The sequence below is a fragment of the Curtobacterium sp. NPDC088465 genome (genome assembly GCF_044753165.1).
Classification (GTDB): domain Bacteria; phylum Actinomycetota; class Actinomycetes; order Actinomycetales; family Microbacteriaceae; genus Curtobacterium.
On the sequence record NZ_JBIVMR010000003.1, the window covers coordinates 270,141 to 296,370 of the forward strand.

At 72.7% G+C, this 26,230-nt stretch carries 29 protein-coding genes; 21 read left to right on the top strand and 8 right to left on the bottom strand.

What is annotated here, in order from left to right:
- The first annotated feature begins 107 nt into the window (after positions 1–107).
- Positions 108–1,208, top strand: coding sequence for an alanine dehydrogenase (ald, locus tag ACIP6W_RS13000; RefSeq protein ID WP_066655475.1), 1,101 nt, complete (start codon positions 108–110; stop codon positions 1,206–1,208).
- Positions 1,209–1,349: 141 nt separating this feature from the next.
- Here ald and ACIP6W_RS13005 read toward each other — a convergent pair whose 3' ends face one another.
- Entirely contained in the window at positions 1,350–2,183 is an 834-nt protein-coding gene (locus ACIP6W_RS13005) for a tryptophan-rich sensory protein (RefSeq protein ID WP_400429957.1), read from the bottom strand.
- 99 nt (positions 2,184–2,282) lie between these two features.
- Between ACIP6W_RS13005 and ACIP6W_RS13010 the strand changes: the two genes are divergently transcribed.
- The 6 genes from ACIP6W_RS13010 to sufU all read left to right on the top strand — a co-directional run bounded on the left by ACIP6W_RS13010 (position 2,283) and on the right by sufU (position 9,159).
- Positions 2,283–3,266: a magnesium and cobalt transport protein CorA gene (locus ACIP6W_RS13010; RefSeq protein WP_400429959.1), complete on the top strand. Its 984-nt coding sequence runs from the start codon at positions 2,283–2,285 to the stop codon at positions 3,264–3,266.
- Positions 3,267–3,402: 136 nt separating this feature from the next.
- The gene (locus ACIP6W_RS13015) at positions 3,403–5,523 is read left to right on the top strand and encodes an alpha-galactosidase (RefSeq protein WP_400429961.1); all 2,121 of its coding nucleotides are present in this window, start codon (positions 3,403–3,405) and stop codon (positions 5,521–5,523) included.
- 121 nt (positions 5,524–5,644) lie between these two features.
- The gene (locus ACIP6W_RS13020; protein WP_209684972.1) at positions 5,645–6,940 is read left to right on the top strand and encodes a chloride channel protein; all 1,296 of its coding nucleotides are present in this window, start codon (positions 5,645–5,647) and stop codon (positions 6,938–6,940) included.
- Between the two features lie 169 nt (positions 6,941–7,109).
- Positions 7,110–7,322, top strand: coding sequence for an antitoxin (locus tag ACIP6W_RS13025; protein WP_066655469.1), 213 nt, complete (start codon positions 7,110–7,112; stop codon positions 7,320–7,322).
- Positions 7,323–7,420: 98 nt separating this feature from the next.
- Positions 7,421–8,716 (top strand): aminotransferase class V-fold PLP-dependent enzyme, encoded by a 1,296-nt coding sequence (locus tag ACIP6W_RS13030; RefSeq protein ID WP_400430131.1) that lies wholly within the window; start codon positions 7,421–7,423, stop codon positions 8,714–8,716.
- Complete coding sequence (sufU, locus tag ACIP6W_RS13035) at positions 8,713–9,159, top strand: Fe-S cluster assembly sulfur transfer protein SufU (RefSeq protein ID WP_066655467.1); 447 nt, start codon at positions 8,713–8,715, stop codon at positions 9,157–9,159. The genes ACIP6W_RS13030 and sufU overlap by 4 nt, the downstream gene beginning before the upstream one ends.
- A 10-nt stretch (positions 9,160–9,169) precedes the next feature.
- On the opposite strand, the gene ACIP6W_RS13040 is transcribed toward sufU, so the two are convergent.
- Positions 9,170–9,658: an SRPBCC family protein gene (locus ACIP6W_RS13040; protein ID WP_066655465.1), complete on the bottom strand. Its 489-nt coding sequence runs from the start codon at positions 9,656–9,658 to the stop codon at positions 9,170–9,172.
- Between the two features lie 113 nt (positions 9,659–9,771).
- On the opposite strand from ACIP6W_RS13040, the gene ACIP6W_RS13045 reads away from it, so the two are divergent.
- From ACIP6W_RS13045 to ACIP6W_RS13055, 3 genes are all read left to right on the top strand, one after another.
- A complete protein-coding gene (locus tag ACIP6W_RS13045; protein WP_400429964.1) occupies positions 9,772–11,172 on the top strand; it encodes an LLM class flavin-dependent oxidoreductase in 1,401 nt (466 codons plus the stop codon).
- A 61-nt stretch (positions 11,173–11,233) separates the two neighbouring features.
- Positions 11,234–11,728, top strand: coding sequence for a GNAT family N-acetyltransferase (locus ACIP6W_RS13050; RefSeq protein WP_400429966.1), 495 nt, complete (start codon positions 11,234–11,236; stop codon positions 11,726–11,728).
- Positions 11,729–11,815: 87 nt separating this feature from the next.
- Positions 11,816–12,538, top strand: a complete 723-nt coding sequence (locus tag ACIP6W_RS13055) for a VIT1/CCC1 transporter family protein (RefSeq protein WP_066658527.1) — start codon at positions 11,816–11,818, stop codon at positions 12,536–12,538.
- Between the two features lie 99 nt (positions 12,539–12,637).
- On the opposite strand, the gene ACIP6W_RS13060 is transcribed toward ACIP6W_RS13055, so the two are convergent.
- Complete coding sequence (locus tag ACIP6W_RS13060; protein WP_251159631.1) at positions 12,638–13,093, bottom strand: VOC family protein; 456 nt, start codon at positions 13,091–13,093, stop codon at positions 12,638–12,640.
- A 140-nt stretch (positions 13,094–13,233) separates the two neighbouring features.
- Here ACIP6W_RS13060 and ACIP6W_RS13065 point away from each other — a divergent pair, with 140 nt between their 5' ends.
- From ACIP6W_RS13065 to ACIP6W_RS13075, 3 genes are all read left to right on the top strand, one after another.
- The gene (locus ACIP6W_RS13065; protein WP_251159630.1) at positions 13,234–13,380 is read left to right on the top strand and encodes a hypothetical protein; all 147 of its coding nucleotides are present in this window, start codon (positions 13,234–13,236) and stop codon (positions 13,378–13,380) included.
- 134 nt (positions 13,381–13,514) lie between these two features.
- Positions 13,515–14,105, top strand: a complete 591-nt coding sequence (locus ACIP6W_RS13070) for a VOC family protein (protein WP_400429969.1) — start codon at positions 13,515–13,517, stop codon at positions 14,103–14,105.
- A 20-nt stretch (positions 14,106–14,125) separates the two neighbouring features.
- On the top strand, positions 14,126–14,659 hold the full coding sequence (locus ACIP6W_RS13075; RefSeq protein WP_209684977.1) for a GNAT family N-acetyltransferase: 534 nt from the start codon (positions 14,126–14,128) through the stop codon (positions 14,657–14,659).
- Between the two features lie 23 nt (positions 14,660–14,682).
- Here the strand turns inward: ACIP6W_RS13075 and ACIP6W_RS13080 are convergent, their stop codons facing one another.
- Both ACIP6W_RS13080 and ACIP6W_RS13085 read right to left on the bottom strand, forming a co-directional pair.
- Positions 14,683–15,162 carry a hypothetical protein gene (locus ACIP6W_RS13080; protein WP_326495370.1) on the bottom strand — a complete coding sequence of 160 codons (480 nt, stop codon included), beginning with the start codon at positions 15,160–15,162 and terminating at the stop codon, positions 14,683–14,685.
- Between the two features lie 16 nt (positions 15,163–15,178).
- On the bottom strand, positions 15,179–15,754 hold the full coding sequence (locus ACIP6W_RS13085) for a VanZ family protein (protein WP_400429972.1): 576 nt from the start codon (positions 15,752–15,754) through the stop codon (positions 15,179–15,181).
- 171 nt (positions 15,755–15,925) lie between these two features.
- On the opposite strand from ACIP6W_RS13085, the gene ACIP6W_RS13090 reads away from it, so the two are divergent.
- On the top strand, positions 15,926–16,342 hold the full coding sequence (locus tag ACIP6W_RS13090; RefSeq protein ID WP_400429974.1) for a SecDF P1 head subdomain-containing protein: 417 nt from the start codon (positions 15,926–15,928) through the stop codon (positions 16,340–16,342).
- A gap of 159 nt (positions 16,343–16,501) precedes the next feature.
- On the top strand, positions 16,502–17,077 hold the full coding sequence (locus ACIP6W_RS13095; protein WP_271825060.1) for a uridine kinase: 576 nt from the start codon (positions 16,502–16,504) through the stop codon (positions 17,075–17,077).
- Positions 17,078–17,174: 97 nt separating this feature from the next.
- On the opposite strand, the gene ACIP6W_RS13100 is transcribed toward ACIP6W_RS13095, so the two are convergent.
- Entirely contained in the window at positions 17,175–17,729 is a 555-nt protein-coding gene (locus tag ACIP6W_RS13100) for a VOC family protein (protein WP_209684983.1), read from the bottom strand.
- A 215-nt stretch (positions 17,730–17,944) separates the two neighbouring features.
- Here ACIP6W_RS13100 and ACIP6W_RS13105 point away from each other — a divergent pair, with 215 nt between their 5' ends.
- The 6 genes from ACIP6W_RS13105 to ACIP6W_RS13130 all read left to right on the top strand — a co-directional run bounded on the left by ACIP6W_RS13105 (position 17,945) and on the right by ACIP6W_RS13130 (position 25,170).
- Complete coding sequence (locus ACIP6W_RS13105) at positions 17,945–19,507, top strand: NCS1 family nucleobase:cation symporter-1 (protein WP_251154560.1); 1,563 nt, start codon at positions 17,945–17,947, stop codon at positions 19,505–19,507.
- A 120-nt stretch (positions 19,508–19,627) separates the two neighbouring features.
- A complete protein-coding gene (locus ACIP6W_RS13110; protein ID WP_400429976.1) occupies positions 19,628–20,404 on the top strand; it encodes an aspartate/glutamate racemase family protein in 777 nt (258 codons plus the stop codon).
- Positions 20,401–21,807, top strand: a complete 1,407-nt coding sequence (allB, locus tag ACIP6W_RS13115; RefSeq protein ID WP_400429978.1) for an allantoinase AllB — start codon at positions 20,401–20,403, stop codon at positions 21,805–21,807. Before ACIP6W_RS13110 ends, allB begins: the two co-directional genes overlap by 4 nt.
- Positions 21,804–23,045, top strand: coding sequence for a pyridoxal-phosphate-dependent aminotransferase family protein (locus ACIP6W_RS13120; RefSeq protein ID WP_400429980.1), 1,242 nt, complete (start codon positions 21,804–21,806; stop codon positions 23,043–23,045). Before allB ends, ACIP6W_RS13120 begins: the two co-directional genes overlap by 4 nt.
- On the top strand, positions 23,042–24,343 hold the full coding sequence (locus tag ACIP6W_RS13125) for an allantoate amidohydrolase (RefSeq protein WP_209684987.1): 1,302 nt from the start codon (positions 23,042–23,044) through the stop codon (positions 24,341–24,343). The genes ACIP6W_RS13120 and ACIP6W_RS13125 overlap by 4 nt, the downstream gene beginning before the upstream one ends.
- Entirely contained in the window at positions 24,340–25,170 is an 831-nt protein-coding gene (locus tag ACIP6W_RS13130) for a MurR/RpiR family transcriptional regulator (protein ID WP_066655435.1), read from the top strand. The genes ACIP6W_RS13125 and ACIP6W_RS13130 overlap by 4 nt, the downstream gene beginning before the upstream one ends.
- Here ACIP6W_RS13130 and ACIP6W_RS13135 read toward each other — a convergent pair.
- Positions 25,137–25,631 carry an SRPBCC family protein gene (locus ACIP6W_RS13135; protein WP_066655433.1) on the bottom strand — a complete coding sequence of 165 codons (495 nt, stop codon included), beginning with the start codon at positions 25,629–25,631 and terminating at the stop codon, positions 25,137–25,139. The two genes, ACIP6W_RS13130 and ACIP6W_RS13135, sit on opposite strands and share 34 nt — an antisense overlap.
- On the bottom strand, positions 25,628–26,200 hold the full coding sequence (locus ACIP6W_RS13140) for a GNAT family N-acetyltransferase (protein ID WP_209684988.1): 573 nt from the start codon (positions 26,198–26,200) through the stop codon (positions 25,628–25,630). Before ACIP6W_RS13140 ends, ACIP6W_RS13135 begins: the two co-directional genes overlap by 4 nt.
- Between the last annotated feature and the right edge of the window lie 30 nt (positions 26,201–26,230).

A 26,230-nucleotide genomic window follows, 5' to 3' on the forward strand; every position in this document is an offset into this window, starting at 1 on the left:
GTGCGACCGTATCGGCGGAGACCGTGCAGATGTTCGGCGGAAACCCATCCGAAACGAACTCCGGCGCATCGTGGAAGTGTCCTGCACCGCCCACGAAGGAGTCCGTGATGCTGATCGGCGTCCCCACCGAAGTCAAGAACAACGAGTACCGCGTCGCGGCCACGCCGGCGGGTGTGGGTGAGCTCGCGCTGCACGGTCACCGCGTGCTCGTGCAGGCCGGTGCCGGAGCCGGATCGTCCTTCTCGGACGACGAGTACCGGGCTGCGGGAGCCACCGTCGTCGGCACGGCCGCCGAGGTCTGGGAGCAGGCGGAGCTCGTCCTCAAGGTGAAGGAGCCCGTCGCCTCCGAGTACCCGTCGATCCGTCCGGGACAGGTGCTCTTCACCTACCTGCACCTGGCTGCCGACCGGCCGCTCACCGACGCGCTCGTCGCCTCTGGTGCGACCGCGATCGCCTACGAGACCGTGCAGCTGCCGGACCGGTCGCTGCCGCTCCTCTCGCCGATGTCGGAGATCGCCGGGCGGCTCTCCGTGCAGGTCGGCGCCGACCAGCTCATGCGCACGAAGGGCGGCCGCGGGCTGCTCCTCGGCGGGGTCCCCGGGACGCCGCGCGGCCGGGTCGTCGTCATCGGCGGCGGGGTCGCGGGGGAGCACGCCGCGACCATGGCCCTCGGGCTCGGCGCCGAGGTCACGGTGTTCGACATCAGCCTGCCGCGGCTGCGTGCGCTCGACGCCCGGTTCGACGGTCGGATCACGACGCTGCGGTCGTCGTCGCACGCGATCGCCGATGCGCTGCGCGAGGCGGACCTCGTCGTGGGGTCGGTGCTCATCCCCGGTGCCTCGGCGCCCAAGCTCGTGACCGACGCCATGGTCGCGGACATGCGGCAGGGGTCGGTGCTCGTCGACATCGCGATCGACCAGGGCGGCTGCTTCGAGGGCTCGCGGCCGACCACGCACGACGACCCGACCTTCCGTGTGCACGACGCCGTCTACTACTGCGTCGCGAACATGCCGGGTGCCGTCCCGCGCACCAGCACGATCTCGTTGACGAACGCGACGCTGCCCTACGCCCTCGCGATCGCCGACCAGGGGTGGGAGCGGGCCACCGAGGTCGACCCGGCCCTCGCGAAGGGTGTGAACGTGCACGCTGGCCAGGTCGTGAACGAGGCCGTCGCGGCCGCGCACGGCCTGGCGGCCGCCGCGCGCTGACGCGCGCCGCGCGTCGCGTCGCCGCCGCGCCGCTGCGGCCGAGGCAGCGAAACTCGGCCTGGCGGACACTTTCGCGGCTGGAACGCTACGAAGGTGTCCGCGCAGCCGAGTCTCGCGGCTGCGCCGCGCGGGCTGCCGCGGCTACGCCGCGGCCGCGGCCGCGGCGCGCGCCCCGCGCGAGCGCGCGGCCCAGCCGACCCGGGCGCGCACCACGAGGGTGACGACGACCGCAACGGCGATCGCCACGACGGCCGTGACCGCCGTCGGCACGGACACGAGCGGCCCGTCGAGCCGTCCGACCGCGACCCACGCGAGACCCCAGGACAGCGCCGCGGTCGGTGCGAGTCGTCCGCCGCCCCAGATCGCCAGGAGCACCCCGACGAGCCCGGCGACCGCGGCGACGAGCACGCCCCAGGCGTCCTGCCCGAGTCCGAAGCCCCGGAAGCCCGCGGCCGTCAGCACCGCTGCGGTGTTGGCCGCGGTCGCGACGCAGACCCACCCGAGGTAGAGCCCGAACGTCCCGTCGGTCACGATCGCCTCGACGGCACCCGAGGGACGCGTCCGCCGCAGCACCGCGAATGCCCAGACCAGGACGCCGAGCAGCGCGACGATGATCGGCTCGCTCGCCCACAGGAACCCGAACTGCACGGACAGGATCCACGCCGCGTTGAGCAGCAGCGACAGCACCGCGGGGACGAACAGGCGCTCGTGGCGCTCGTCGTCGGCGGTGCGGAAGAACTGCCGCACCGTGTAGGCGATCAACCCGACGTAGACGACGCTCCAGATCGAGAACGCGGGGCCGGCCGGTGCGATCGCGGTCGACGACGCCGAGAGTGCACCGCCGGCCGCTTCGGCGATGGGGGTCCCGCCCGCTGCGCCCGAGCCGACGAAGGCGCCGACCACTGCCACCACAGCGCTCACGGCGACCGCGATGCGCTTCCAGATCTTCTTCATGTCCGCTCCGTTCGTCAGCATGCTGATGACCCGTACGGTAGGCCCGTGCCGTCGCGTCGGACGCAGCCGACGTCCAGGTGGCCGGGGGACGGGCCGACGGGCGGTGCGTACGGTGGCATCGTGACCGTCGAGCTCAACACCGTCTACGTCGACCGCATCGCCCCCATCGCCTGCCCGTCGCTCGACGACACCTTCCGGATGATCGGCGAGCAGGGCGCCAGCGCGTGCATCGTGCTGCACCGCCCCGACGCCGAGGAGCTCGGGGACGTCGCGGTCGCCCTCGGGCTGCACGAGCTCGCGGTCGAGGACGCCGCCGAGGGGCACCAGCGCCCGAAGCTCGAACGCTACGGCTCGACGCTCTTCACGGTGCTGAAGCCGGCGGTCTACCACGACGGCCCGGAGGAGGTGGAGTTCGGCGAGGTGCACGCCTTCGTCGGGCAGGACTTCTTCCTGGCGGTCGTCCCGGCGGACCCACGTGGCAGGCAGGCCGTCCCGCACGCGCTCCGACGGCTCAGCGGCAAGCCGGCCCTCGTGACGGCGGGACCGCAGGCGCAGCTCTGGGCGCTCATGGACTCGATCGTCGACGGCTACGCGCCGGTGATCGACGGCCTGGAGGAGGACATCAACCAGATCGAGGACCAGCTGTTCTCCGGGGTGGCGGGGGTGTCGAGGCGCATCTACGAGCTGTTCGGCGAGGTCGTCGACTTCCAACGCGCGGCCCGTCCGCTCATCGGCATCATCGAGAACCTGCACCGCGGCGCGGAGAAGTACCACCTGCCGGTGGAGCTGCAGCGCCGCTTCCGCGACGTCCTGGACCACGTCATCCGCACGGTCGAGCGACTCGACACCTTCCGACAGCTGCTGCAGAACGCGCTGACGGTCGACTCGACCCTCGCCGCGCAGAAGCAGAACGACGACACGAAGCGCATCTCGGGCTGGGCGGCGATCCTGTTCGCGCCGACGCTCATCGCGGCGATCTACGGGATGAACTTCACGCACATGCCCGAACTGTCGTGGACGTGGGGGTACCCGCTGTCGATCGTCGCGATGATCGCCTTCGCCGCGATCCTGTTCGTCGTCTTCAAGGTGAAGCGCTGGTTCTGACGACCCACCGTCCCGGACGGCCCGGCCCCGCCGGTTCTGCGGACCCTCGCGCGTCGTGTTGCGCAGCACGCGCCGCGCCAGCCAGGCTCGTCGTGCCCACGACGCGCAGGCGTCGACGACGCCGACCGGAGCAACGATGCCCACCACCACGAACGCCCTCGTCCACCTGACCGCCGGTGGGGTGTCCGTCGTGCTCGACTGCCGCGACGGCGCGCTGCCCGCCGTCGTGCACTGGGGTGCTGCCCTCGGGCCGCTCGCCCACGACGAGCTCGTCGCCCTCGCGGACGCCGACGTGGCCCCGGTCGCGAACAACGAGGCCGACGTGCCCGTCCGCCTCGCACTGCTGCCGGAGCCCCACCGCGGGTGGACCGGTCGCCCCGGGCTCTCCGGCCACCGTGGTGGTCGCGACTGGTCACCGGCCTTCACCGTCACGGCGATCGACGTCGACGACACCCACGTGACCGCCGAGGCCGAGGACACCACCGCGGGCCTCGCCGTCCGCGTGACGCTCGAGCTGCTCGTGTCCGGCCTGGTGCGCGCCCGCGCCGCCGTCACGAACACCGCCGTCGGCACCTACACGGTGGACGACCTGACCGTGGCGCTGCCCGTGCCCTCCCGCGCCCGCGAGGTCCTCGACTTCGCCGGCCGCTGGGGCAAGGAGCGCACCCCGCAGCGTCGCGAGCTCGTCGTCGGCACGCACGAGCGCGACAGCCGCAAGGGTCGCACCGGAGCGGACGCCGCGACCGTGCTCAGCGTGGGGGAGCCCGGGTTCGGGTTCGCCCGCGGTGAGGTCTGGGGCGTGCACACCGCGTGGAGCGGGAACCACCGTCACTTCGCCGAGCGGCTCGCGACCGGGCGCCAGGTGGCCGGTGGTGGCGAGCTCCTGCTCCCCGGCGAGGTCCGCTTGGACACCGGCGAGACCTACGAGGGCCCCTGGGTGTACGGCGCGTGGGGTGACGGCCTCGACGACCAGGCCCGCCGGTTCCACCACTGGCTCCGCAGCCGCCCGCAGCACCCGTCGACCCCGCGGCCGGTGACGATCAACGTCTGGGAGGCGGTCTACTTCGACCACGACCTCGCCCGCCTCACCGACCTCGCCGAGCGAGCCGCCCGGCTCGGCGTCGAACGGTACGTGCTCGACGACGGCTGGTTCCGCGGTCGCCGTGACGACCACGCCGGTCTCGGTGACTGGTACGTCGACGAGGACGTCTGGCCGGACGGTCTCGGTCCGATCGTCGACCGTGTCCGTGCCCTCGGCATGGAGTTCGGGCTGTGGTTCGAGCCCGAGATGGTGAACGAGGACAGCGACCTCGCCCGGGCGCACCCGGAGTGGATCATGCAGGCGGACGGCCGGTTGCCCGTCCGCTCGCGCGACCAGCAGGTGCTCAACCTCGCGATCCCGGAGGCGTACGCGTACGTGCTCGAGCGGATGACCGCGATCATCGGCGAGTACGGCGTCGACTACGTCAAGTGGGACCACAACCGCGACCTGGTCGAGGCCGGGCACCCGGGCGGCGGGGCAGCCGTGCACGAGCAGACCCTCGCCACCTACCGCCTGATGGCGACGCTCAAGGAACGCTTCCCGGGGCTCGAGATCGAGTCGTGCTCGTCCGGTGGTGCGCGCGTCGACCTCGCGGTGATCGAGCACACCGACCGCGTGTGGGTGTCCGACGACATCGACCCCTTCGAGCGTCAGCAGATGCACCGCTGGACGCAGCAGCTGCTGCCGCCGGAGCTCCTCGGCGCGCACGTCGCCAGCGGGGTGAACCACACGACGGGCCGCTTCCACGACGTGTCCTTCCGTGCGGGCACCGCGCTGATCGGGCACTTCGGCATCGAGTGGGACCTCGCGCAGGCCACCGCGGACGAGGAGGGCACCCTCGCGTCGTGGATCGCGCTGCACAAGGAGTGGCGCGCACTCCTGCACGGCGGCCTGCTCGTCCGCGTCGACGAGGTCGACCCCACGCGCCTGGTCTACGGCGTGGTCGCCGAGGACCGCCGCCAGGCCGTGTTCTTCGTCGCGAGCACGGGCCGGTCCGAGGTGTCGGGCATCGGGCGCGTGGTCCTCCGTGACCTCGACCCGGACACGCGGTACCGCGTCGACCCGGTCCTGGTCGGCGAGGACCACGAGGTCCGGGCGCCCGACTGGTGGGCCGGCGACCGCGTCTTCAGCGGCCGCGTGCTCGAGCAGGTCGGCCTCCAGCCCCCGCTCCTGCCGGCCGACCAGGTGGTCCCCTTCCGCGTGACGGCCGTCTGACCGCGACGCGACCAGCAGCCGGACGGGAGGCCCGTGGCGGCCCCGCCACGGGCCTCCCGTCCGTCCACGGGTGCCGTCGGCCGTCCGTGGGCCGGTCCCGATCGCCGCTAGGCTTCCGGTCATGCCGCAGACCGGGAACGCGACACGCACGACCACGCCGGTCTGGGCCCTCAAGCTCGCCGTGATCACCGGGCTCGTCGGCATCGCCGGCGGCGTCGCGGGCATCTCGGTGTGGCTCGCCCTGCAGGCCATCCAGTTCGTCGCCTTCGGGTACCCGTTCGGCGGGCACCGCGAGGCGGCCGATGCGCCCTCCGGGCTCAACCGCTTCCTCGCGCTCGCCGCGGCCGGCGTGCTCACGGGCGTCGCGTGGTGGGCGCTCCGGCGGTGGGCGAAGCCCGTGGTGTCGGTGACCGGCGCGGTCGACGGCAAGCGGATGCCGGCGCTCGCCACGGTCGCGAACGCCGCGGTGCAGATCCTGGCCGTCGGGCTCGGCGCCTCCATCGGCAAGGAGGTCGCGCCCCGCGAGATCGGTGCCTGGCTGTCCCAGCTCGTCACCGCTCGTGCCGGCCTGACGGGGCGCGAGACGCGCATCCTCGTCGCCTGCGGTGCTGCTGCCGGCCTGGCGGCGGTGTACGACGTGCCGCTCGGAGGCGCGCTCTTCGCGGTCGAGGTGCTGCTCGGTGAACTCACGTTCGCGACCGCACTGCCGGCCTTCGCGACGAGCGCGATCGCCGCGTTCACCGCACGGCTCGTGATCCCGGACGAGGTGCTCTACGACGTGCCCGCGATGCACCTGTCGCCGTCGCTGCTGGTCTGGGCGGTCGTCGTCGGGCCGCTGCTCGGCTTCGCGGGAGTCGGCTTCGTGAAGCTCACGAACCGGCTGCAGGCCACGGCGCCGAAGGGGTGGCACCTGCTCGTCGTGCTGCCCGTCGTCTTCGCGATGGTCGGGCTCATCGCCGTGCCGTTCCCGGAGATCCTCGGCAACGGGCGCGCGCTCGGCCTCGTCGCGATGAACGCCACGACCGAGGCGCCGACGTTCGCCGGGCTGTCGCCGATCGTGTTCCTGCTCCTCCTCGGCGTCATCCGAACGATCACGACCTCGGCGACCATCGGAGCCGGTGCGGTCGGTGGCACGCTGACGCCCTCGATCGCCGTCGGCTCCGCGGTGGGCGCCGCGCTCGGCGGCCTGTGGGTGCTGCTCTGGCCCGCTGACGGCTCGAGCCTGGCGGCGTTCGCGTTCGTCGGAGCGGCGGCCTTGCTGGCGACCACGATGCGGGCGCCGTTCACCGCGCTCGTGCTCGTCGTCGAGTTCACGCAGGAGGGCACGGACATCCTCATCCCGTCGCTCCTGGCGATCACGGGCTCGGTCGCGGTCTCCTACCTGCTCGCGCGGCGACGCAGCGCGCAGATGGTCTGAGTCGTCCGTCCGGACCGGGTCGGGCCGGCCGCGACTCCGGGCCGGCCGCGACCCGGACAGGCGCCGGAGCCGCGACACCGGGCCGGCCCACCCGGACAGGCGCCGGGGCCGCGCCTACCATCGGCGGCAGGTCGGGGCGACGGGCCCCGCACGAGGTGAGGAGCCGTCCATGGCGGGGTTCGACGACATCACGAAGAAGGCACAGGAGCTCCTGAAGGACGGCAAGGTCCAGGACGCCCTGAAGAGCGAGAAGGCCGAGGACGTCAGCGACAAGGTCCTGGGCGGTGTGGCCGACGCGGTGAAGAAGGCCACGGGCGGCAAGTACGACGACAAGATCGACGCCGCACGCGAGCAGGCCGACAAGCGCATCGGCAACGAGTAGCGGCCGGCCTGCCTGCGTCCCGCCGCCGTTCCGGCTCCTTGTCCGCTGCAGGCGATTGGACGCACGGGGCGGGACCGACCACGATTGACCGCGTGACCGTGCTCGCCCCGAACCAGCCGCTGACCGAGTCCGAGGTCGCCGCGATCAAGCGGGACTTCCCGATCCTCCAGCAGGAGGTGAACGGGCAGCCGCTCGCGTACCTCGACTCCGGCGCGACGGCCGAGCGGCCGCGGCAGGTGCTCGACGCCGAGCGACGGTTCCTGGAGCACGACAACGCGGCCGTCCACCGCGGTGCGCACACGCTCGCGGCCCTGAGCACCGACGCCTACGAGGACGCACGGGCCACGGTCGCCGGCTTCTTCGGGGCGTCGTCGCCGTCCGAGGTCGTCTGGACGGCGAACGCCACCGACGCGCTGAACCTCGTGGCGTACGGCATCGCCAACGCCAGCCGCGGACGCGGGGGAGCGGCGGCGGAGCGCTTCCGCATCGGTCCCGGCGACGAGGTCCTGGTCACCGAGGCCGAGCACCACGCCAACCTCGTGCCGTGGCAGGAGCTCGCCGCGCTCACCGGTGCGACCCTGCGCTGGGTCCCGGTGGCCGACGACGGCACCTGGACCGCCGAGGACGCGGTCTCCCGGATCACCGAGCACACGAGGATCGTGGCGTTCGCGCACGTCTCGAACGTCACCGGCATGGTCGCGCCCGTCGCCGCGGTGGTGGCAGCGGCCCGCGCGCACGGCGCCCTCGTCGTCCTCGACGCGTGCCAGTCCGCGCCGCACCGGCCCCTCGACGTGCAGGAGCTCGGCGTCGACTTCGCCGCGTTCTCCGGGCACAAGATGCTCGGGCCGAACGGCATCGGCGTCCTGTGGGGTCGCGGGGAACTCCTCGACGCCCTGCCGCCGTTCCGCACCGGTGGATCGATGATCACGACCGTGACGATGGAGTCGTCGGAGTACATGCCGGCGCCCGAGCGCTTCGAGGCCGGGACGCAGCCGGTGTCCCAGGCCGTCGCACTCGCCGAGGCGGTCCGCTACCTGCAGGCCATCGGCATGGAACGCGTCCGCGCCCACGAGGAGCACCTCGCCCGCCGGATGCTCGACGGTCTGGCGGCGGTGCCGGGCATCCGCGTCGTCGGCCCGCCCGCCGGGGTGCCGCGCTCCGGACTCGTGTCCTTCGACGTCGACGGGGTGCACGCCCACGACGTCTCGCAGTACCTCGACGCGCAGGGCATCGCGGTCCGGTCCGGGCACCACTGTGCCCAGCCGCTGCACCGTCGGCTCGGACTCGTCGCGACCAGCCGGGCGAGCACCTACGTGTACACGACCGAGCAGGACGTCGATCGCTTCCTGACCGCCGTCGGCGAGGTCCGCGGGTACTTCGGAGCGGCCTCGTGAACGGCCTCGACTCCCTCTACCAGCAGGTCATCCTCGACCACGCGAAGGCGCGGCACGGCGACGGCGTGCTCGACGGCGCCGACGCGTCGCACTTCGAACGGAACCCCACCTGCGGCGACGAGATCACCGTCAGCGTGCGGCTCGAGCCCGGGTCGGACCGCATCGCGGCCATCGGCTGGCAGGGCGACGGGTGCTCGATCTCGATGGCCTCGGCGTCGGTGCTGACCGACATGGCCGTCGGCCGGACCGTCCCGGAGCTGCTCGAGCTCACCGAGTCCTTCCGCACGATGATGCGGTCGCGCGGGGCCGGGGAGCCCGACGAGGACGTCCTCGAGGACCTCGTCGCCTTCCACGGCGTCTCGAAGTTCGTCATGCGGGTGAAGTGCGGGATGCTCGCCTGGGTGGCTGCCGAGGCTGCCGTCCGCGAGGCCACCGCGGTCTGAACCGGTCCGGTCAGCTCCCAGGAGCGGCACCGACGTGTGCGAGCACGACCGGGTCGCTGCACCCCCGGGCGAACCCGGCGATCCGTCGGTCGATGTCGCGTTGCAGGACGAACGCGCCGATGCGCTCGGCCAGCGGTGCGAGCCAGGCGGGTCGGCACGTGAAGTTGTAGCGCCACACCGCCAGCGTGCGGCCCGGCTCGCCCTCCACCGGCGTGAAGCGCCACCCACCGCCCATCTTCTCGAAGAACCACGAGCCCTTCGTCATCTTCATGCCGACGTTCGAGGGCGGGTTGTACGAGACGTACTCGCTCTCCATCCGCAGGCCCGAGCGCTGCACCGTGAAGGTCCGGACGCCCTTCGCCGGCGCGTCGGCGCCGATGAGGTGCTGTCGACGGATGAAGGGGTCCCAGCGCTTCCGGACCGGTCCCTGCACCTGCGACACGGCGAAGGCGACCGCGACGGGGACGGGGACGACGCAGCGGGACTCGACGACGGGCACGCCGCCATGCTGCCACGCGAGATCGACTCAGGTCCGAGGCGCCGTGCGTCGGGCGGGCGTCACACGGCGTCACCTCACGTGACGCGTCGGGCTGCTGGACGTAGCTTCGCCGCGTGACCTCGACGAACGAGACCCGGCAGATCCGTTTCAACGCGTTCGACATGAACTGCGTCGCGCACCAGTCCTCGGGGCTGTGGCGCCACCCCCGCGACCGTTCGCGGCACTACAACGACCTGTCGTACTGGACGGACCTGGCGCAGCTGCTCGAGCGCGGGCGCTTCGACGGCATCTTCATCGCCGACGTCCTCGGCACCTACGACGTGTACGGCGGGACGAACGAGGCCGCGCTCCGCACCGGTTCGCAGGTGCCGGTGAACGACCCGATCCTGCTCGTCTCCGCGATGGCCGCCGTCACGGAGCACCTGGGCTTCGGCATCACCGCGGGCACCGCCTACGAGCACCCGTACCCGTTCGCCCGGCGCATCTCGACGCTCGACCACCTGACGAAGGGCCGCATCGGCTGGAACGTCGTCACCGGGTACCTGCCGAGCGCCGCGCGCAACATGGGGCAGACCGACCAGCTCTCCCACGACGACCGCTACGACGTCGCCGACGAGTACCTCGAGGTGCTCTACAAGCTGTGGGAGGGCTCGTGGGAGGACGACGCCGTCGTCGAGGACCGCGAGACCGGTGTCTTCACCGACCCGTCGAAGGTGCACCCGATCGAGCACCACGGCACGCACTTCGACGTGCCCGGCATCCACCTGTCCGAGCCCTCGGTCCAGCGGAGCCCCGTGGTCTACCAGGCGGGCGCCTCGCCCCGCGGCATCCGCTTCGCCGCCGAGAACGCCGAGGCGGTCTTCGTCGGCGCACCGACGGTCCCGCAGCTCGCCGCGACCGTCGGCAGGATCCGTGACGCCCTGGAGGCCGCTGGTCGCGACCGCTACGCCGCCCGCGTCTACACGCTGCTCACCGTCATCACCGACGAGACCGACGAGGCAGCCCAGGCCAAGTACCGCGACTACCGGTCGTACGCGTCGGCCGAGGGCGCGCTCGTGCTCAACTCCGGCTGGATGGGCGTCGACCTGTCGCAGTACGACCTGGACGAGCCGCTCGGCAACATCGAGTCGAACGCCATCCAGTCGGCAGCGGCGAACCTGTCCGCGGCGACGGGGGAGGACGGGTCGAACTGGACGGTCCGGGACATCGCGGAGCACACGGCGATCGGCGGCCTCGGTCCGGTCGCCGTCGGCTCCGGGGCGACGATCGCCCAGCAGCTGATCGACATCCAGGAGCAGACCGACGTGGACGGGTTCAACCTGGCGTACGCGGTGACCCCCGGCACGTGGGAGGACGTCATCGAGTTCGTCGTGCCCGAGCTCCGCGCGCGCGGTGCCTACCCGGACGAGTACGTCGAGGGGTCGCTCCGTCACAAGCTGCACGGCCGCGGCGACCGGCTGCCGGAGGAGCACCGCGGAGCCCGGTACCGGGTCGGCTCGCGGGCGACCGTCTGACCGATCGCGCGGCGGGCTCCGACCTGACCGCCGGTCGGGGCGTGCGACGTATGGTGGTCGGGTGATCGGGTCGTCCTTCGTCGTGCGCACCGCGGACGACGAAGCGACCGCGGCCGCGTGCATCGCGCTCTGGGTCGCCGCCGTCGCGGACCGGGACGGGGTGCCGGCCTCCGACGCCGTGCGCGCACGTGCGCGCGAGAAGTTCGCCGCAGAGCGGGTGGCCCTGGTGGTCGCCGACGACGGCGGCGCCCCGCTCGGGTTCGCCCTCGTCACCGCACCCGGCACCGGCGGCGCGCCGAGCGACGGTGCGTACCTCAGCCTCCTCGCGGTCGCGCCGGCGGCACAGGGTCACGGACTCGGCCGTCGACTGCTCACCGCCGCGGTGGACGCCGCCGCAGCCGCCGGGCACGACCGGTGCGAGCTGCACGCGCTGGACGACAACGCACCCGCCCTCGCGCTCTACACGAGCGCGGGCTTCCGACCGGTCGGTGACCCGTTCCCGCACGCGCTGAACGGCCGTCCGACCCGGGTCTGGCAGGCGGCCTCCGTTCGGTGAGGTGAGGCTCGCCTCACCACGAAAGCCCTGATCAGGCTTGCCTCACCTTGCTGGCGCGAACCGCTCCGGAGTGGTTCGATGGCCGTCATGTCGACCGCTTCGGACCTCTCGCTCCCCACCTCCGAGCACGACGACGCCACCAGCGCCGCGCGGCTCAACTGGCTCCGGGCCGGGCTGCTCGGCGCGAACGACGGCATCGTGTCCGTCGCGGCCGTGCTCGTCGGGGTCGCCGGAGCCGGCGCGGGCACGGGGCCGATCGTCGCCGCCGGCACCGCGGCGCTCGTCGGCGGGGCGATCTCGATGGCCCTCGGCGAGTACATCTCGGTGAGCGGTGCCCGCGATGCGCAGCGCACCGGGCAGGCCGCCGAGCAGGCGAAGCTCGAGGCCGACGCCGAGGACGCCCCGGCGCTCGCGGCGCACTACCGGTCGCTCGGGGTCGAGGGGGACGTCGCGGATGCCGTCGCGCGGGAGCTGACGCGGCCCGAGGTCCGTCGTCGCCGCGCCGAAGCGGCCCTGCACGACGCCGAGGACGAGATCGTCAGCCCCTGGCGAGCCGCCTGGGTGTCGGCGGCGACCTTCACGGTCGGCGCACTGCTGCCGTTCCTCGCGATGCTGCTCGCGCCGGAACCCCTCCGTGTGCCGGTCACCGTGACCGCCTCGCTCGTCGCGCTCGCCCTGACCGGCACGACCGGTGCGGTGCTCGGCGGTGCCCGTCGGGGTCGCGCGGCGCTGCGGGTGGTCGTCGGCGGGGCACTCGCGCTCGCGGCGACCTACGTGGCCGGGGCGCTGCTCGGGACGCACGCGCTCTGACCGGACGGGCACGGTCGAGTCTGCGATCGCGATCATCGACCACTCGCGTCAGGGCGATGCGCTCCGGGGAGCGACCCGAGGCCGTCCCCGCTCGTGGCGTCAGGGAAGCTGGGGTGGGGCGATCAGTTCGAGGAAGCCGCCGAGCGCCCCCTCGAGGTAGATGATCCGTGTGCCGGTCCGGACGCCACTGGTCATCTCGTGCGGTTCCCCGACGGGCCGCCAGCCGTGTGCTGCGCAGAGGTCGAGCACGCGGTCGAGGTCCGACACGGTCAGCGCGATGTGGACCGTGCCGGTGCGCGCGGGGGAGTCGGATGCTCGACCCGAGCGGGGAGCGTCGTACTGCAGCAGTTCGATCCGTTGGTCCCCGAGCGTGACCGTGGCTGCACGGATGGTGGATCCCTGGACACCGGTGGTCGCAGTCGTGGTCCGCGTGTCGAGCGTGAAGGTCCGTTCGAGCGCGAAGCCGAGACCGGAGCACCACAGCACCAGCGCGTCGTCGAGGTCGTCCACGGTGAGCCCGGCGTGCGCGACGTCCGAGACGAGTGGTGCTGTCATCCGATCAGTATCGCGCTCCACCGGACAGCTCGGCCCACGGGCACTGTCGTCGCGATCACGCCGAGCGAGCTACCGGAGCCGAGGGGCGCGGAACGACGACGTTCGTCGCACCGGGAGTACGTGGTCGAGGAGAGGGCGGGATGCTCCTCGCTGCCGTGGTCGAGGACCTCGGACCGCCCGGCCTGGAGCGCACGCTCCCGTCGACCCGAGACGCGCACGGTCTCTCCGCGCAGTTCGGCTTCGCACCGTCGGCTGACCCGTCCGAGCTCATGGTGCGCGTCTGGTGATCGATGGTCCAGGGCCACGGGTGTGAGGTGGACGCATGCAGATCGGAGAAGCCCTGTTGCCCACACGGTCCGCGTCGGTCGTTGCCGGGTTCTTCGACCGACTCGGGTGTGAGGTCGAGCGGGACGGTCCGAGCGTGACCGTGGCCATCGGCCTGAGCCGGCTGCGCTTCGTGGAGAGCGACTTCGAGGGCGCTCACCACCTCGCGTTCACCATCCCGACCGGGTCGTTCGACCTGGCCCGCCGGTGGCTCGGACAGCGCGTGCTGCTCCTGTCGGTCGACGATCGGACGGAGTTCGGAGGACCCCCGTCGTGGGACTCGCGGTCGATGTACTTCGACGGCCCTGATGACCAGGTACTGGAACTCATCGAACGTCGAGCCCTGCCTCCCCGAGAGGTGGAGTCCTTCGGCGCTGCCGATCTCGTGTGCGTGAGCGAGATCGGCATGGCAGTCCCGGACGTCCTCGCCGCGGTCGCGACCCTGCGAGCAGCAGACCTCCAGCCCTACGGGAACGAGCCCACCAGCGAGTTCGCTGCCGTCGGAGACGTCGACGGTCTCCTCATCCTGGTCACCCCCGGCCGCGCGTGGTTCCCGACCAGCACGCGTCACGTCGCGGACACCGCCGTCACGGTGCGCACCTCCGTGCAGCAGGAGGTGACGCTCGGTGCTGGGAAACGCCTCCGGCCCGTGGCTGCTGGTCTCGGCGGACGTCCGGTGATCGACTGAACGGCTGGAAGGATGCGAGCATGCCGTGGCCGCGCGCCGTCCCGCTCAGCGCAGACCGTCTCTGCCTCGAACCCCTGACCGTCGAACACGCCGACGTGATGGTGGACGTGCTCGCGCCGGTGGAGCTGTACCACTTCACCGGCGGCGGACCGCCGAGCCTGGAGGAACTCCGTGCGCGCTACACCCGTCAGGTCCGGGGTCGGTCCCAGGACGGCACCGCAGGGTGGCTGAACTGGATCATCCACCCCCGCCAGGGCCGCGCGCCGATCGGGTTCGTGCAGGCGACCCTGCACCGGACCGCCCAGGTCACGACGGCGGACCTCGCCTGGCTCGTCACGCCGAGCGCGCAAGGGCACGGGTTCGCGACCGAATCCGCGGAGCGCGCAGCGACGTGGCTGCGCTCGGTCGACGTGCGGGAGCTCAGGGCGCGGATCCACCCGGAGCACGGAGCCTCAGCACGTGTCGCCCTGCGGATCGGGATGCACCCGACGAGCACCCGTTGCGACGGCGAGGTCCTCTGGCGGGAGCGACCACCAGCAAGCGATGAGTGCTGACGCGGGACCCGGTACCCGATCGGCTACTCGGACAGCAACGACCGGCGGCGTTCCGCTTCGTCGAGTCGCCAGCGGCCGATGGCAGCCGCGATCCCTGCGGGGACCGAGACGGCCAGTGGGTACTGCCAAGTGAGGTGGTCGTCCTCGAAGGCCAGCAGGAGCACCTGCATGCCGATCGCGGCGAGTGTTCCGCCGAGGACGGCATGTGCGCTCACACGGACGGCACGGCTCCGAGTGCGTCGGAGCGCGCGGCCGAGGAGCTGGGTGAACGGCAGCGCCACGGCAGCGCCGACGGCGGCGATCACGGCGAAGACGACGACGAAGACGACGACGAACAGGAGGGCGCTGGCGGCTCCGTCGAGCGAGACACCGCCCCGGATGGCGATGACGATGCAGGTGATGACCGCACCGGTCGGAGCGACAGCTCCAGCGAGCCAGATGTAGCTCGTCAGGACGAGCTTGTAGGTCGTCGCCCAGGTCCACGGTTCCACAGCAGCAACCATGCCGCATCGTACGATCTCAGGCGACGTGTTCTTCCCTCGGTGCCGGGTGCCAGCGGAAGACGTCGAGGAGACGGGACAGGCCCGGCGTCCGTGACGCCAGGACGAAGACCGCGTAGCCGAGGACCCCACCGACGGTGTTCCAGATGAAGTCGTTGACGTCGGCGACGTGGCCACCGGAGAAGAGCCGCTGCGCAGCAAGCTGCAGCAGTTCGATCGCCAGGCTCACCGCCGCGGCGGCGAGGAGGACCTTCCACCAGGACGGGCGGCGCATCAGGAGCGGGATCAGGACGCCCAGCGGGGCGAACACGACCACGTTGGTCACCGCGTCCGCAGCTTCGTAGTCGGAGAACGGGATCAGCGCCAGCGCTGGCGTCCACGGCTCAGCGTCGGGGAGCGGATCGAGGAACACGGGGAAGACGGTGTTCGCGAGGATGCCCGCGGCGTAGACAGCGATCACCCCAGCGACGGTCGCGCGCTGCCAGGTGAACCGTCCGGACCGGAGCAGGAACACCAGGTGCACGACGAAGACGATGATGCCGAAGACGGATGCAACGGGCAGGGCGGGGACTTCGCCGTACGGGTTGTCTGACATCAGCACGACACTACGGGGCAGCCGGCGGGCGGGGGACTGTCGTGCGTTCCCGTCGAGTCCTACCCTGGTGCGATGCAGGGTTCACGGGTCACTCGCCTCGCGGCCGCCGCTGGCCTGGTCGCGGTCCTCACCGGTTGCGCGGCCCAGGCGCCGCCTGCTGACGGTCCGGCGATGAAGTCGCTGCAGCTCCGAGCCGTCGTGTCGGAGGTCGAGGAGGCGTGCACTGCGCCTCCGGTCACCACTGACGTCGCAGCGTCGGCGTGTGACCAGGACGGCGCGACCACCTACCGGTTGGCGAAGTCGCTCGGTTCGATCACGCCGACCTCCGCGCACCGCTCCGACGGTGAGGGTGCGGGCGGCTCGATCGTGTTGCAGTTCGACAGGACCGACAGCGATGTCCTGGCCTCGGCCACCCGCGAGACGATCGACGAGCGCATGGCGATCCTCCTCGACGGCAGGGTGCTCTCGGCACCCCAGGTCATGGAACCCCTCACCGGCGGTGAGGTCACCCTCGCGTTCGGGTCCTCCGCCGAAGCTCGCGAGGTCGACGACCGCCTCCGCGCGACGACGTCCGGGGACTCCCGGTAGCCGGTCCCTCCCGGAACCGCCCGGTGAGAGGGTCGGGCATGCCCACCGTCACTGCGCTGCTCGTCATCGACCTCCAACCAGGTGCAGTTCCGTCCCGGTCGGTGAGCGGAGGCGCACCGGATCGACGTCGGGAGTGACCGCTCCTCGTACACTCGCCGGATGGACCAGGACACCGTCCTCGAGCACATCGCCGAGCGAGCGCGGGTCGTGGGGCACCCGCTGGTCGTCGGCATCTCCGGCTTCTGCGGCTCCGGCAAGTCGACGCTCGCACGCGGCCTCGTCGCAGCACTGCCCGATGCCGTGCGCCTCCGCGGCGACGACTTCCTGGACCCCGCTCGATCGCACCGCCGTTCCTCGGACTGGGACGGGGTGGAGCGCGACCGCCTGGTCTCGACGGTACTGGAACCGTTCCGAGGAGGACGGCCCGGGCACTTCCAGCGGTACGACTGGGCACGGCGGGCCCTCGGTCCCGAGGAACCGCTCCCGCAGGCGAGGATCCTCGTCCTGGACCTCATCGGACTCTTCCACCCCGAGGCGTTGCCCGCGCTCGACGCGACCGTCTGGTGCGACGTCGACCTCGACACCGCAGCTCGCCGCGGTACGGCCCGTGACCGGGCACTCGGCCGGAGTCACGACGCGCTCTGGCGCGACGTCTGGATCCCGAACGACCGGGACTTCGCGCAGCGCTTCGCGCCGCGCGACGCTGCCGACCTGCTCGTCGAGCCGTCCCGCTGACCCGTCCGCCTCTCGACGTGGACGCGACCCGGCGCCCGCAGTGACCGGCGCGGCGGCCGCGAGCCGTGCCTCCAGGCCGTTCACGAGCCTGATGCGGTCAGGCCCGGTCCAGTTGCCGGAGCTGGGCGACGTCCGGCCACGGCGCCCACTTCGCCCGCGGCGCGTGCAGCAGGTACGGCTGCGGCGTCGGGTAGGTGACCAGCTCGAGCGTCGACCCCCACGGGGTGCGCGTGTAGACGAACCGGTTGCCCTCCCCGGCCTCCTCGCCACGCAGCGGCCGCGGGTCCGAGTTGCGGACGGCACCGGCGGACTCCGCGCGGGCGAGGGCTGCGTCGAGGTCGTCGACGTACAGCGCCAGGTGCTGCCACCCGAGGTCCGACGGGTGCGCGGCGGCGCGCTGGTCGGGCCCGCGGTACTCGAAGAGCTCGAGTCCGGGTCCCTCGGGCAGCGCGAGCATGCGGATCGCGCCCTGCGCCATCGACGACGGGATGCCGAGGTAGCGGTGGGCCTCCGGTGTGCCGTTCGGCTCGTCGGTGGTCCGGCGCACGTCGTACAGCACGACGGCGTCGAAGGCGTTCGCGAAGAACGCCGTGGCGGCCTCCACGTCCGGCACGGTGACGCCGACGTGGTCGATCCGGATGCCCGTGGTCATCCCTCGATGATGGAGCCGGTCGGGCGGCCTGGACGGGCTTGGGGCAGGACCTGCGGCGTTCCCTGCGGCATCCCGCAGCTGCCGCCCGGAACGAGCGTTCCAGCGGGCTGTCCGTGTCACACGACCGTTACACGAGGGAAACGGGCGACGCGAAGTGCCTTCGTAGCGTCGTCCTCGAGCGGGGACCCCCGCCGCACACTCCCACGGAGGACGCCTTGGTCACAGAGATCGCGACCCCGGTCGCCGCGCCCCACGCCCCCCGGACGACGTCGTCGGCAGCCGCCGGCGCCGGCATCGTCAAGCCCGGGTACGACCCGGCGCTCACCAACGAGGACCTCGCCCCGCTGCGCGAGCAGCGATGGACGAGCTACAACATCTTCGCCTTCTGGATGTCCGACGTGCACTCGGTCGGCGGGTACGTCACCGCCGGGTCGCTCTTCGCGCTCGGCATCGCGAGCTGGCAGGTGCTCGTCGCCCTGGTCGTCGGCATCCTCATCGTGCAGGTGTTCGCGAACCTCGTCGCGAAGCCGTCCCAGCGCACCGGGGTGCCGTACCCGGTCATCAACCGCGCGGTGTTCGGCGTCATCGGGGCGAACGTCCCCGCCGTCATCCGCGGCCTGATCGCGACGGCCTGGTACGGCGTGCAGACCTTCCTCGCCGCGCAGTCGCTCAACATCGTGTTCCTGAAGTTCCTCCCGGGCTCAGCGGCGCTGCTCGACCACTCGTTCCTCGGGCTCTCCGCGCTGGGCTGGATCTCGTACGGCATCCTCTGGGTCGCGCAGGCCGCGCTCTTCTCGATGGGCATGGAGGCGATCCGCCGCTTCATCGACTTCGCCGGTCCGGCCGTCTACGTCGTGATGATCGCGCTCGCCGTCTACCTCGTCGCCCGGGCCGGCATCGGCAACATCTCGCTGACGCTGCACACGGGCGCGCCGATGTCGTTCGGTGCCTCGATCCCGGTCATGCTCTCGGCCGTGGCGATCGTCGTCAGCTACTTCTCCGGCCCGATGCTGAACTTCGGAGACTTCTCGCGCTACGGTCGCTCGTTCCGAGCCGTCAAGCGCGGCAACCTCTGGGGCCTGCCGATCAACTTCCTGTTCTTCTCGGTGCTCACCGTGCTCTGCGCGAGCGCGACGGTCCCGGTGTTCGGCAAGCTCATCACCGACCCGATCGAGACGGTCCAGGCGATCGACGCACCGTTCGCGATCCTGCTCGGCGGCCTGACGTTCGTCACCGCGACGGTCGGCATCAACATCGTCGCGAACTTCATCAGCCCCGCGTTCGACTTCTCGAACGTCGCCCCGCGGAGGATCAGCTGGCGGACGGGCGGCATGATCGCCGCGGTCGGCTCCGTGCTGCTGACGCCGTGGAACTGGTACGGCAACGACCAGGCGATCCTCTACACGCTCGGCATCCTCGGCGCGCTGATCGGCCCGCTGTTCGGGATCCTGATCGCCGGCTACTACCTGGTCGCGAAGCAGCGGGTGGCGGTCGACGACATGTACACGAAGGAGCCCACCGCCCGGTACTGGTACCGCGCGGGCTGGAACCCGAACGCGATGTGGACCCTGCTGCTCGCCGGCGCGGTGTCGGTCGCCAGCGCGGTGCTGCCGCCCGCGACGGGTGTCCTGCCGTGGTTGAGCAACTACAGCTGGTTCATCGGCTGCGGGCTCGGGCTGGTCGTCTTCTGGGCGCTCGAGCGTCGGTCGCCGCGGATGCCGGTGCTGGCATCGGAGGACCCGACGGTCGACGACGGCGCGGCGGCAGGACGCGACTGACCGTCCGCCACACCCCTGCACCGACCCCGGCCGGGAGGCGCGACACGCCTCCCGGCCGGACCGTCGCCGCCCGGGTCCACCACCTCCTCCTCGTCCCCACCCCCGCCTGAAAGGCCCCGCTTGCGCATCCGCGTCGTCAACCCCAACACCACCCCGTCGATGACGGCCTCGATCGGCCGCGCCGCGGCCGCGGTCGCCGGACCCGGCACCGTCGTCGAGGCGGTGACGCCCACCACCGGACCCGCCTCGATCGAGAGTCACTACGAGGAGGCCCTGGCGGTCCCCGGGCTCCTGGAGCAGATCGCGCTCGGCGAGCAGGAGGGTGTCGACGCGTACGTCGTCGCGTGCTTCGGCGACCCGGGTCTCGACGCCGCGCGCGAGCTGGCCGCCGGGCCGGTGCTCGGGATCGCCGAGGCCGGCTTCCACGCCGCTGCGATGCTGGGGCGCCGGTTCGGGGTCGTCACGACGCTGGCGCGCACGACCGGACGGGCGTGGGAGCTCGCGGAGCGCTACGGGTTCGCGTCCCGGGTGACCGAGGTCCGTGCGTGCGAGGTGCCGGTGCTGCAGCTCGACGATCCGACGTCGGGCGCCCGGGAGCTCGTCGTCGAGGAGTGCCGCGCCGTGCTCGCCGGCGGCGCCGATGCGGTGGTGCTCGGCTGCGCGGGCATGGCGGCGTTCTGTGCCGAGGTCTCGCACGAGATCGGTGCGCCGGTGGTCGACGGGGTGGCTGCGGCGACGGTGCTCGCGGAGTCGCTCGTCCGGCTCGGGCTGCGCACGGGCAAGACCGGCGAGTACGCGCCTCCGCCACCGAAGCCGGTGACCGGGCTCCTGTCCGGGTTCACGCTGCAGAGGTCCGACGTCGCCGCGCCGATCGTGCTCGCGGGGGCCTCGGCATGAGCGCCGCGGTGGGCGCCGACCTGGTGCTCCGCGCTCGGCGGGCGTGGGTCGACGGCGTCCTCCGCCCGGCCGCGGTGGTGGTCCGCGACGGCGTGGTCGACGCGGTCCTGCCGTTCGGTGCCGCGGTCGTGGCTCCGCTCGACCGCACCGTGCCCGACGAGCACGTGCTCCTGCCCGGGCTCGTCGACACGCACGTGCACGTCAACGAACCCGGTCGCACCGAGTGGGAGGGCTTCGCCTCGGCCACGCGAGCGGCCGCACTCGGTGGGGTGACCACGATCATCGACATGCCGCTGAACTCGATCCCGGCAACGGTCGACGTCGACGCCCTCGCGGTGAAGCGGGCGAGCGCCGCGGGCCGGGTCGCGGTGGACGTCGGGTTCTGGGGCGGCGCGGTCCCCGCGAACGCCGGAGCACGCGGTCCGCTGCACGACGCCGGGGTCTTCGGCTTCAAGTGCTTCACCGCGCCGAGCGGCGTCGACGAGTTCCCGCACCTCGACCCGGCACGGCTCCGAGCGGCGATCGAGGAGGTCGCCGAGCTCGACGCCCTGCTCATCGTGCACGCCGAGGACCCGGACCACCTCGTGCCGCACGAGACGCTCGGCGGACGGTACGCCGACTTCCTCGCCACCCGTCCGGGCCGTGCCGAGCAGTCCGCCGTCGCGCGGGTCCTCGACGGCGCGCGGTCGACGGGTGCTCGCGTGCACGTGCTGCACCTGTCCGACGCCGGGGTCCTCCCGATGATCCGCGCCGCGAAGGCCGACGGGGTCCGGGTGACCGTCGAGACATGTCCGCACTACCTGGCGTTCGAGGCCGGGTCGATCCCGGACGGCGCGACCGAGTTCAAGTGCTGCCCGCCGATCCGCGACGACGCGAACCGCGACGCGCTCTGGGCGGGGCTGCTCGACGGCACGATCGACTGCGTCGTGTCGGACCACTCGCCGTCCACAGCCGACCTGAAGACCGACGACTGGGGGTCGGCGTGGGGCGGCATCGCCGGACTCCAGGTGGGCTTCCGGGCGGTCTGGACCGAGGCCGTGCGCCGGGGGCTCCCGCTCGAGGCCGTCCTGCCCTGGTTCACGACCGGCCCCGCGGCGGTCGTCGGCTTCCACGACCGCGGTCGGATCGCGCCGGGTGCGGTCGCGCACCTCGCCGTCCTCGACCCGGCGGCCGAGGGCGTCGTCGAGGTGTCGGCCCTGGCCCACCGCAACCCGGTGTCCGCGTACGCCGGCCTGCACACGCTCGGGGTCGTCACCGAGACCTGGCTCCGCGGGCGGCTCGTGGCGACGGCCGGCCACGGGGTCACCGCCGTCGAGGGGGTCCTGCTCGACCGCCCCGCGGCGCCGCAACACGCACGAAACGGACGTTTCGCTACGCTCGTTCCCGGAACGGAGGCATCATGACGCAGCCAGTCAACCCACCCGCCCGACTCCTGATGGGACCGGGGCCGATCGACGCCGACCCCCGCGTGCTCCGCGCGCTGTCGACCCCGCTCGTCGGGCAGTACGACCCGTGGATGACGACGACGATGACCGCGACGCAGGAGCTCTACCGCCAGGTCTTCGGGACACGGAACGACGCCACCGTGCTCGTCGACGGCACGTCCCGCGCCGGCATCGAAGCGGCCCTGGTGTCACTGCTCGCCCCGGGGGACCGGGTGCTCGTGCCGGTCTTCGGACGCTTCGGGCACCTGCTCGCCGAGATCGCGACCCGTGCCGGTGCCGAGGTGCACACCATCGAGACCGCGTGGGGGCAGGTCTTCCCGCCGTCCGTGATCGAGGACGCGGTGCGCCGGGTCCGACCGAAGGTCCTGGCGATCGTGCAGGGCGACACCTCGACGACGATGAACCAGCCGCTCGACGAGCTCGGGGCGATCTGTGACCGGCACGGCGCCCTCCTCTACACCGACGCGACGGCGAGCATCGGCGGCAACCCGCTCGAGACCGACGCTTGGGGCATCGACGTCGTGAGCGCCGGCCTGCAGAAGTGCCTGGGCGGCCCCTCCGGCAGTGCACCGATCACCCTGTCGCCGCGTGCCGTGGCGGTGCTCGACGGCCGCCGCAGCATCGAGGCCGGCATCCGCGAGGCCGACGACGTCGTGTCCGACGACCCGATCCGCTCGAACTACCTCGACCTCGCGATGATCCTCGACTACTGGGGCCCGCGGCGCCTCAACCACCACACCGAGGCCGCGTCGATGCTCTACGCCGCGAACGAGTGCGCCCGCATCCTGCTCGAGGAGGGGCGGGACGCCGTGGTCGAGCGCCACGCGATCGCCGGTCGCGCGATGCTCGCCGGGGTCGAGGCGCTCGGACTGCAGGTGTTCGGTGACGTCGCGCACAAGATGCACAACGTGGTCGCCGTGGAGATCCCGGACGGCGTCGTCGGCGACGAGGTACGGGGCGCGATGCTCGAGGACCACGGCATCGAGATCGGGACCTCGTTCGGGCCGCTGCACGGACGGGTCTGGCGCATCGGCACGATGGGCTACAACGCCCGCAAGGACACCGTCGTGCGCACGCTGGCCGCCCTCGAACACTGCCTGCGCCGGGCCGGGCACGCCGTCCCGCATGGCGCCGGGGTCGACGCCGCGCTCGACGTCCACGCCGGCCGCGTCGCGCCGGTCGGGGCAGCCCTGTGACGACGACGACCGGACCCGCGACGGCCGAGGTCCCCGCGGCGCCGACCGCGAGCGCCCGGGCGATCGCCGACGCCGCGACGATCGTCCGGTGGTGCGACGCGCTCGCCGGGATCTCGCAGGACGACGGACGCACCACCCGCGTCTACCTGTCGCCAGAGCACGCCCGGGTGAACGCCGTGGTCGCGGAGTGGATGCGCGACGCCGGACTCCGCACCTGGCAGGACGCCGCGGGCAACCTGCACGGCATCGTCGACGGTGCGACGCCGGACGCACCCGTGCTGCTGCTCGGCTCACACCTCGACACCGTGGTGGACGCCGGCCGGTACGACGGAGTGGTCGGCGTGCTCATGGCGATCCGCACGGTGGCGCGGCTCACGGCCTCCGGCCCGCTGCCCTTCGCGCTGCAGGTGATCGCGTTCTCCGACGAGGAAGGGACGCGCTTCGGCAAGGCACTGTTGGGCTCGTCGGCCGTGGCGGGGGTCTGGGACGACGCGTGGTGGGACCTCGAGGACGGCGACGGTGTCACGCTCCGCCGGGCCTTCACCGACTTCGGGCTCGATCCGGAACGCGTCGGCGAGGCGGCACTGCCCCCGGAGCGGCTCGTCGGCTACCTCGAGGCGCACATCGAGCAGGGCCCCCACCTCGAGCAGGCGGGGCAGGCGCTCGGTGTCGTCACGAGCATCGCGAGCGCCCGGCGGTTCACCGTCGAGGCCGTCGGCGAGGCACGGCACGCCGGCGGCACCCCGTACGAGCGGCGTCACGACGCGCTGCTCGCCGCGGCCGAGGCGGCGCTCGCCGTCGAGCGGATCTGTCGCGCCGAGCAGCACGTCGGCACCGTCGGCACGATGTCCGTCGAGCCCGGGGCGGTCAACGTCGTCCCCGGCCTGGCCCGGTTCAGCGTCGACCTGCGGGGGGAGTTCGACGAGGGACGTGACCGCGTCTGGGAGTCGATCACGGCGGTCTTCGACGAGATCGGAGCCCGTCGTGGCGTGACCGTGTCGCCGACCGAGGTGCACCGTGCCCCGGCGGTGTTCTGTGCCCCGGTGTTGATGGACGCCGTCCGTGCGGGGATCGCCGCGACCGGGGAGGCCACACCAGCGGAGCTCTTCTCGCGCGCCGGGCACGACGCGATGTCCCTCGGGCTGGTCACCGACGTCGCGATGCTGTTCCTGCGCAACCCCGACGGCATCAGCCACCACCCGGACGAGTTCGTCTCCGAGGACGACGTCGCGCTCGGCCTCGACGCGCTGGCCGTCGCCGTCGAGCGCATCGCCGACGACCGTGCGGAGACCCGGTGAGCGCCGCGCCCGACGTCCGTGCCCGGGTGGACGCCGTCTGGGACCGCCTGTCGCCCGCGGAACGCCGGGTCGCCGCGATGGTCCGGCACGATCCGGAGCTGCTGCTCGTCGGCACCTCCGCCGAGCTCGCGGCCGAGTCGGGCACGTCGAAGGCCACCGTCTCGCGGCTCGTCCGGTCCCTGGGGTTCCAGGACGCCGCCGAGGTCCGCCAGGAGCTCATGTCCGCGCGGGGGAGCGGCCTGCCGTGGGCCGCCGAGGACGCCGCGCACGTCGACCAGCGGGCCGTCGAGGCACGCAACCTCGACGCCGCGTTCGCCTCGCTCGCCCGGGCCGACCGCGTCCGGCTCGCCCGCCGGATCGTCCGTGCCCGGCGGGTGCTCGTCTTCGGGGAACGCGGCGCGCACCCCGTCGCCATGCAGCTCCGGTCGCAGCTGGCCCAGGTGCGACCGGACGTCCGGATCGGTCCGGCACCGGGGCAGCGCCTGGGCGAGGAGGTCGCCGACCTCGACCGCCGCGACCTCGTCGTGCTCGTCACGGTCAGGCGGCACGCGGCGGGTGCCGAACGGCTCGTGCGGCACTGCGTCGCGACCGGCGCCGACGTGGTCGTGCTCGGCGACCCGACCGCAGCCGTGATCGCGGCGCCCGCGGCGACCGCAGTGCTCTGCCCGGTGGACTCGCCGTCGGCGTTCGACTCGATGGCGGCGCTCTTCGCGGTCGTCGCGGCGATCGCGAACGACGTGTACGAAGCCTCCGGGCCGGCAGGGCGTGCCCGGGTCGACGCCGTGGCGGCGGCCTACGACGCGCTCGGGGAGCTCGCCCCCCGCTGACCGTCCCCGTCCCGCTCGAGCTCGTCGCGCAGCGATGCGTTGCGCGCGGCGATCAACCGCGGCAGGTAGCGGGCGAGCGCTACCCGCTCGGCCAGCCAGCCGAGCGGGCCGAGGGGCGCCCGGAAGACGACCTCGTCGACCATCCGCGTCCCGTCGGCCGACGGCTCGAACCGGTGCTCGTGCCGGAACCGGGCGAACGGACCACGCACCTGCTCGTCGACGAAGCGACCCGGAGCCTCCAGGGCGGTGACCCTGCTCGTCATCGACCAGACGATCCCGAAGTGCCGCGCGCGCCACGTGACGCTCTCGCCGAGCCCGATGGTGCCGGACGTCGTCCCGGCCACGGCGCGTTCGTCGGTGTCGGCCATCGAGCGTTCGTGCGCGCCGATGTCGAGCGACAGCGCGAAGACGCGCTCCACCGGAGCGGCGATCTCGGTGACCACCCGGAAGGCGACGGTCACGCGTCCGGCCAGACCTGCGGCACCGTGCGGTCGTCGTCGCGCAGCACCGCGGCGAGCAGCTGGTCGTTGCGGGCGCCCCGGTGCACGACGGCCGATCGGGACCGACCCTCGAAGCGCATGCCGATCCGCCGGGCCGTCGCGGACGACGCGGCGTTCGTCCCGAGTGCGCGCCACTGCACCCGCACCAGGCCGAGCCCGTCCGGCGGTGCGGCGAACGCCCACGCCAGCACACGATCGGCGGCCTCGGCCATCAGGCCCTGCCCGCGGCCGTCGGGGTGCAGCGCCCAGCCGATCTCGCCGGCGCCGTCCACGAAGCCGAAGACGCCGACGGTACCGAGCAGCCGGGGGTCCTCCGCACGGCGGATCCCGAAGTCGTACCGGGTGTCGTCACGCCACCCGACCTCGACCAGGTCGAGCCACTGACGGGCCTCGGCGTGCCCGTACGGCACGGGGACCGGGGTGAACGCGATGACGTCCGGGTCGTTCGCGTACGCGATGACGGCCTCCGCGTCGGCGGGACCCGGCGCGGAGAGCACGAGCCGGTCGGTCCGGAGCGTCACGGGGAGCACACCGCGAGCCTAGCGACGGCGCGACCACGC

Coding starts and splice junctions, on each gene's coding strand:
- ACIP6W_RS13095 (WP_271825060.1), top strand. CDS start 16,502: ATGGACCAGGACACCGTCCTCGAGCACATCGCCGAGCGAGCGCGGGTC.
- ACIP6W_RS13015 (WP_400429961.1), top strand. CDS start 3,403: ATGCCCACCACCACGAACGCCCTCGTCCACCTGACCGCCGGTGGGGTG.
- ACIP6W_RS13020 (WP_209684972.1), top strand. CDS start 5,645: ATGCCGCAGACCGGGAACGCGACACGCACGACCACGCCGGTCTGGGCC.
- ACIP6W_RS13025 (WP_066655469.1), top strand. CDS start 7,110: ATGGCGGGGTTCGACGACATCACGAAGAAGGCACAGGAGCTCCTGAAG.
- ACIP6W_RS13085 (WP_400429972.1), bottom strand. CDS start 15,754: ATGTCAGACAACCCGTACGGCGAAGTCCCCGCCCTGCCCGTTGCATCC.
- ACIP6W_RS13055 (WP_066658527.1), top strand. CDS start 11,816: ATGTCGACCGCTTCGGACCTCTCGCTCCCCACCTCCGAGCACGACGAC.
- ACIP6W_RS13090 (WP_400429974.1), top strand. CDS start 15,926: ATGAAGTCGCTGCAGCTCCGAGCCGTCGTGTCGGAGGTCGAGGAGGCG.
- ACIP6W_RS13075 (WP_209684977.1), top strand. CDS start 14,126: ATGCCGTGGCCGCGCGCCGTCCCGCTCAGCGCAGACCGTCTCTGCCTC.
- allB (WP_400429978.1), top strand. CDS start 20,401: ATGAGCGCCGCGGTGGGCGCCGACCTGGTGCTCCGCGCTCGGCGGGCG.
- ACIP6W_RS13120 (WP_400429980.1), top strand. CDS start 21,804: ATGACGCAGCCAGTCAACCCACCCGCCCGACTCCTGATGGGACCGGGG.
- ald (WP_066655475.1), top strand. CDS start 108: ATGCTGATCGGCGTCCCCACCGAAGTCAAGAACAACGAGTACCGCGTC.
- ACIP6W_RS13005 (WP_400429957.1), bottom strand. CDS start 2,183: ATGCTGACGAACGGAGCGGACATGAAGAAGATCTGGAAGCGCATCGCG.
- ACIP6W_RS13065 (WP_251159630.1), top strand. CDS start 13,234: ATGCTCCTCGCTGCCGTGGTCGAGGACCTCGGACCGCCCGGCCTGGAG.
- ACIP6W_RS13060 (WP_251159631.1), bottom strand. CDS start 13,093: ATGACAGCACCACTCGTCTCGGACGTCGCGCACGCCGGGCTCACCGTG.
- ACIP6W_RS13080 (WP_326495370.1), bottom strand. CDS start 15,162: ATGGTTGCTGCTGTGGAACCGTGGACCTGGGCGACGACCTACAAGCTC.
- ACIP6W_RS13100 (WP_209684983.1), bottom strand. CDS start 17,729: ATGACCACGGGCATCCGGATCGACCACGTCGGCGTCACCGTGCCGGAC.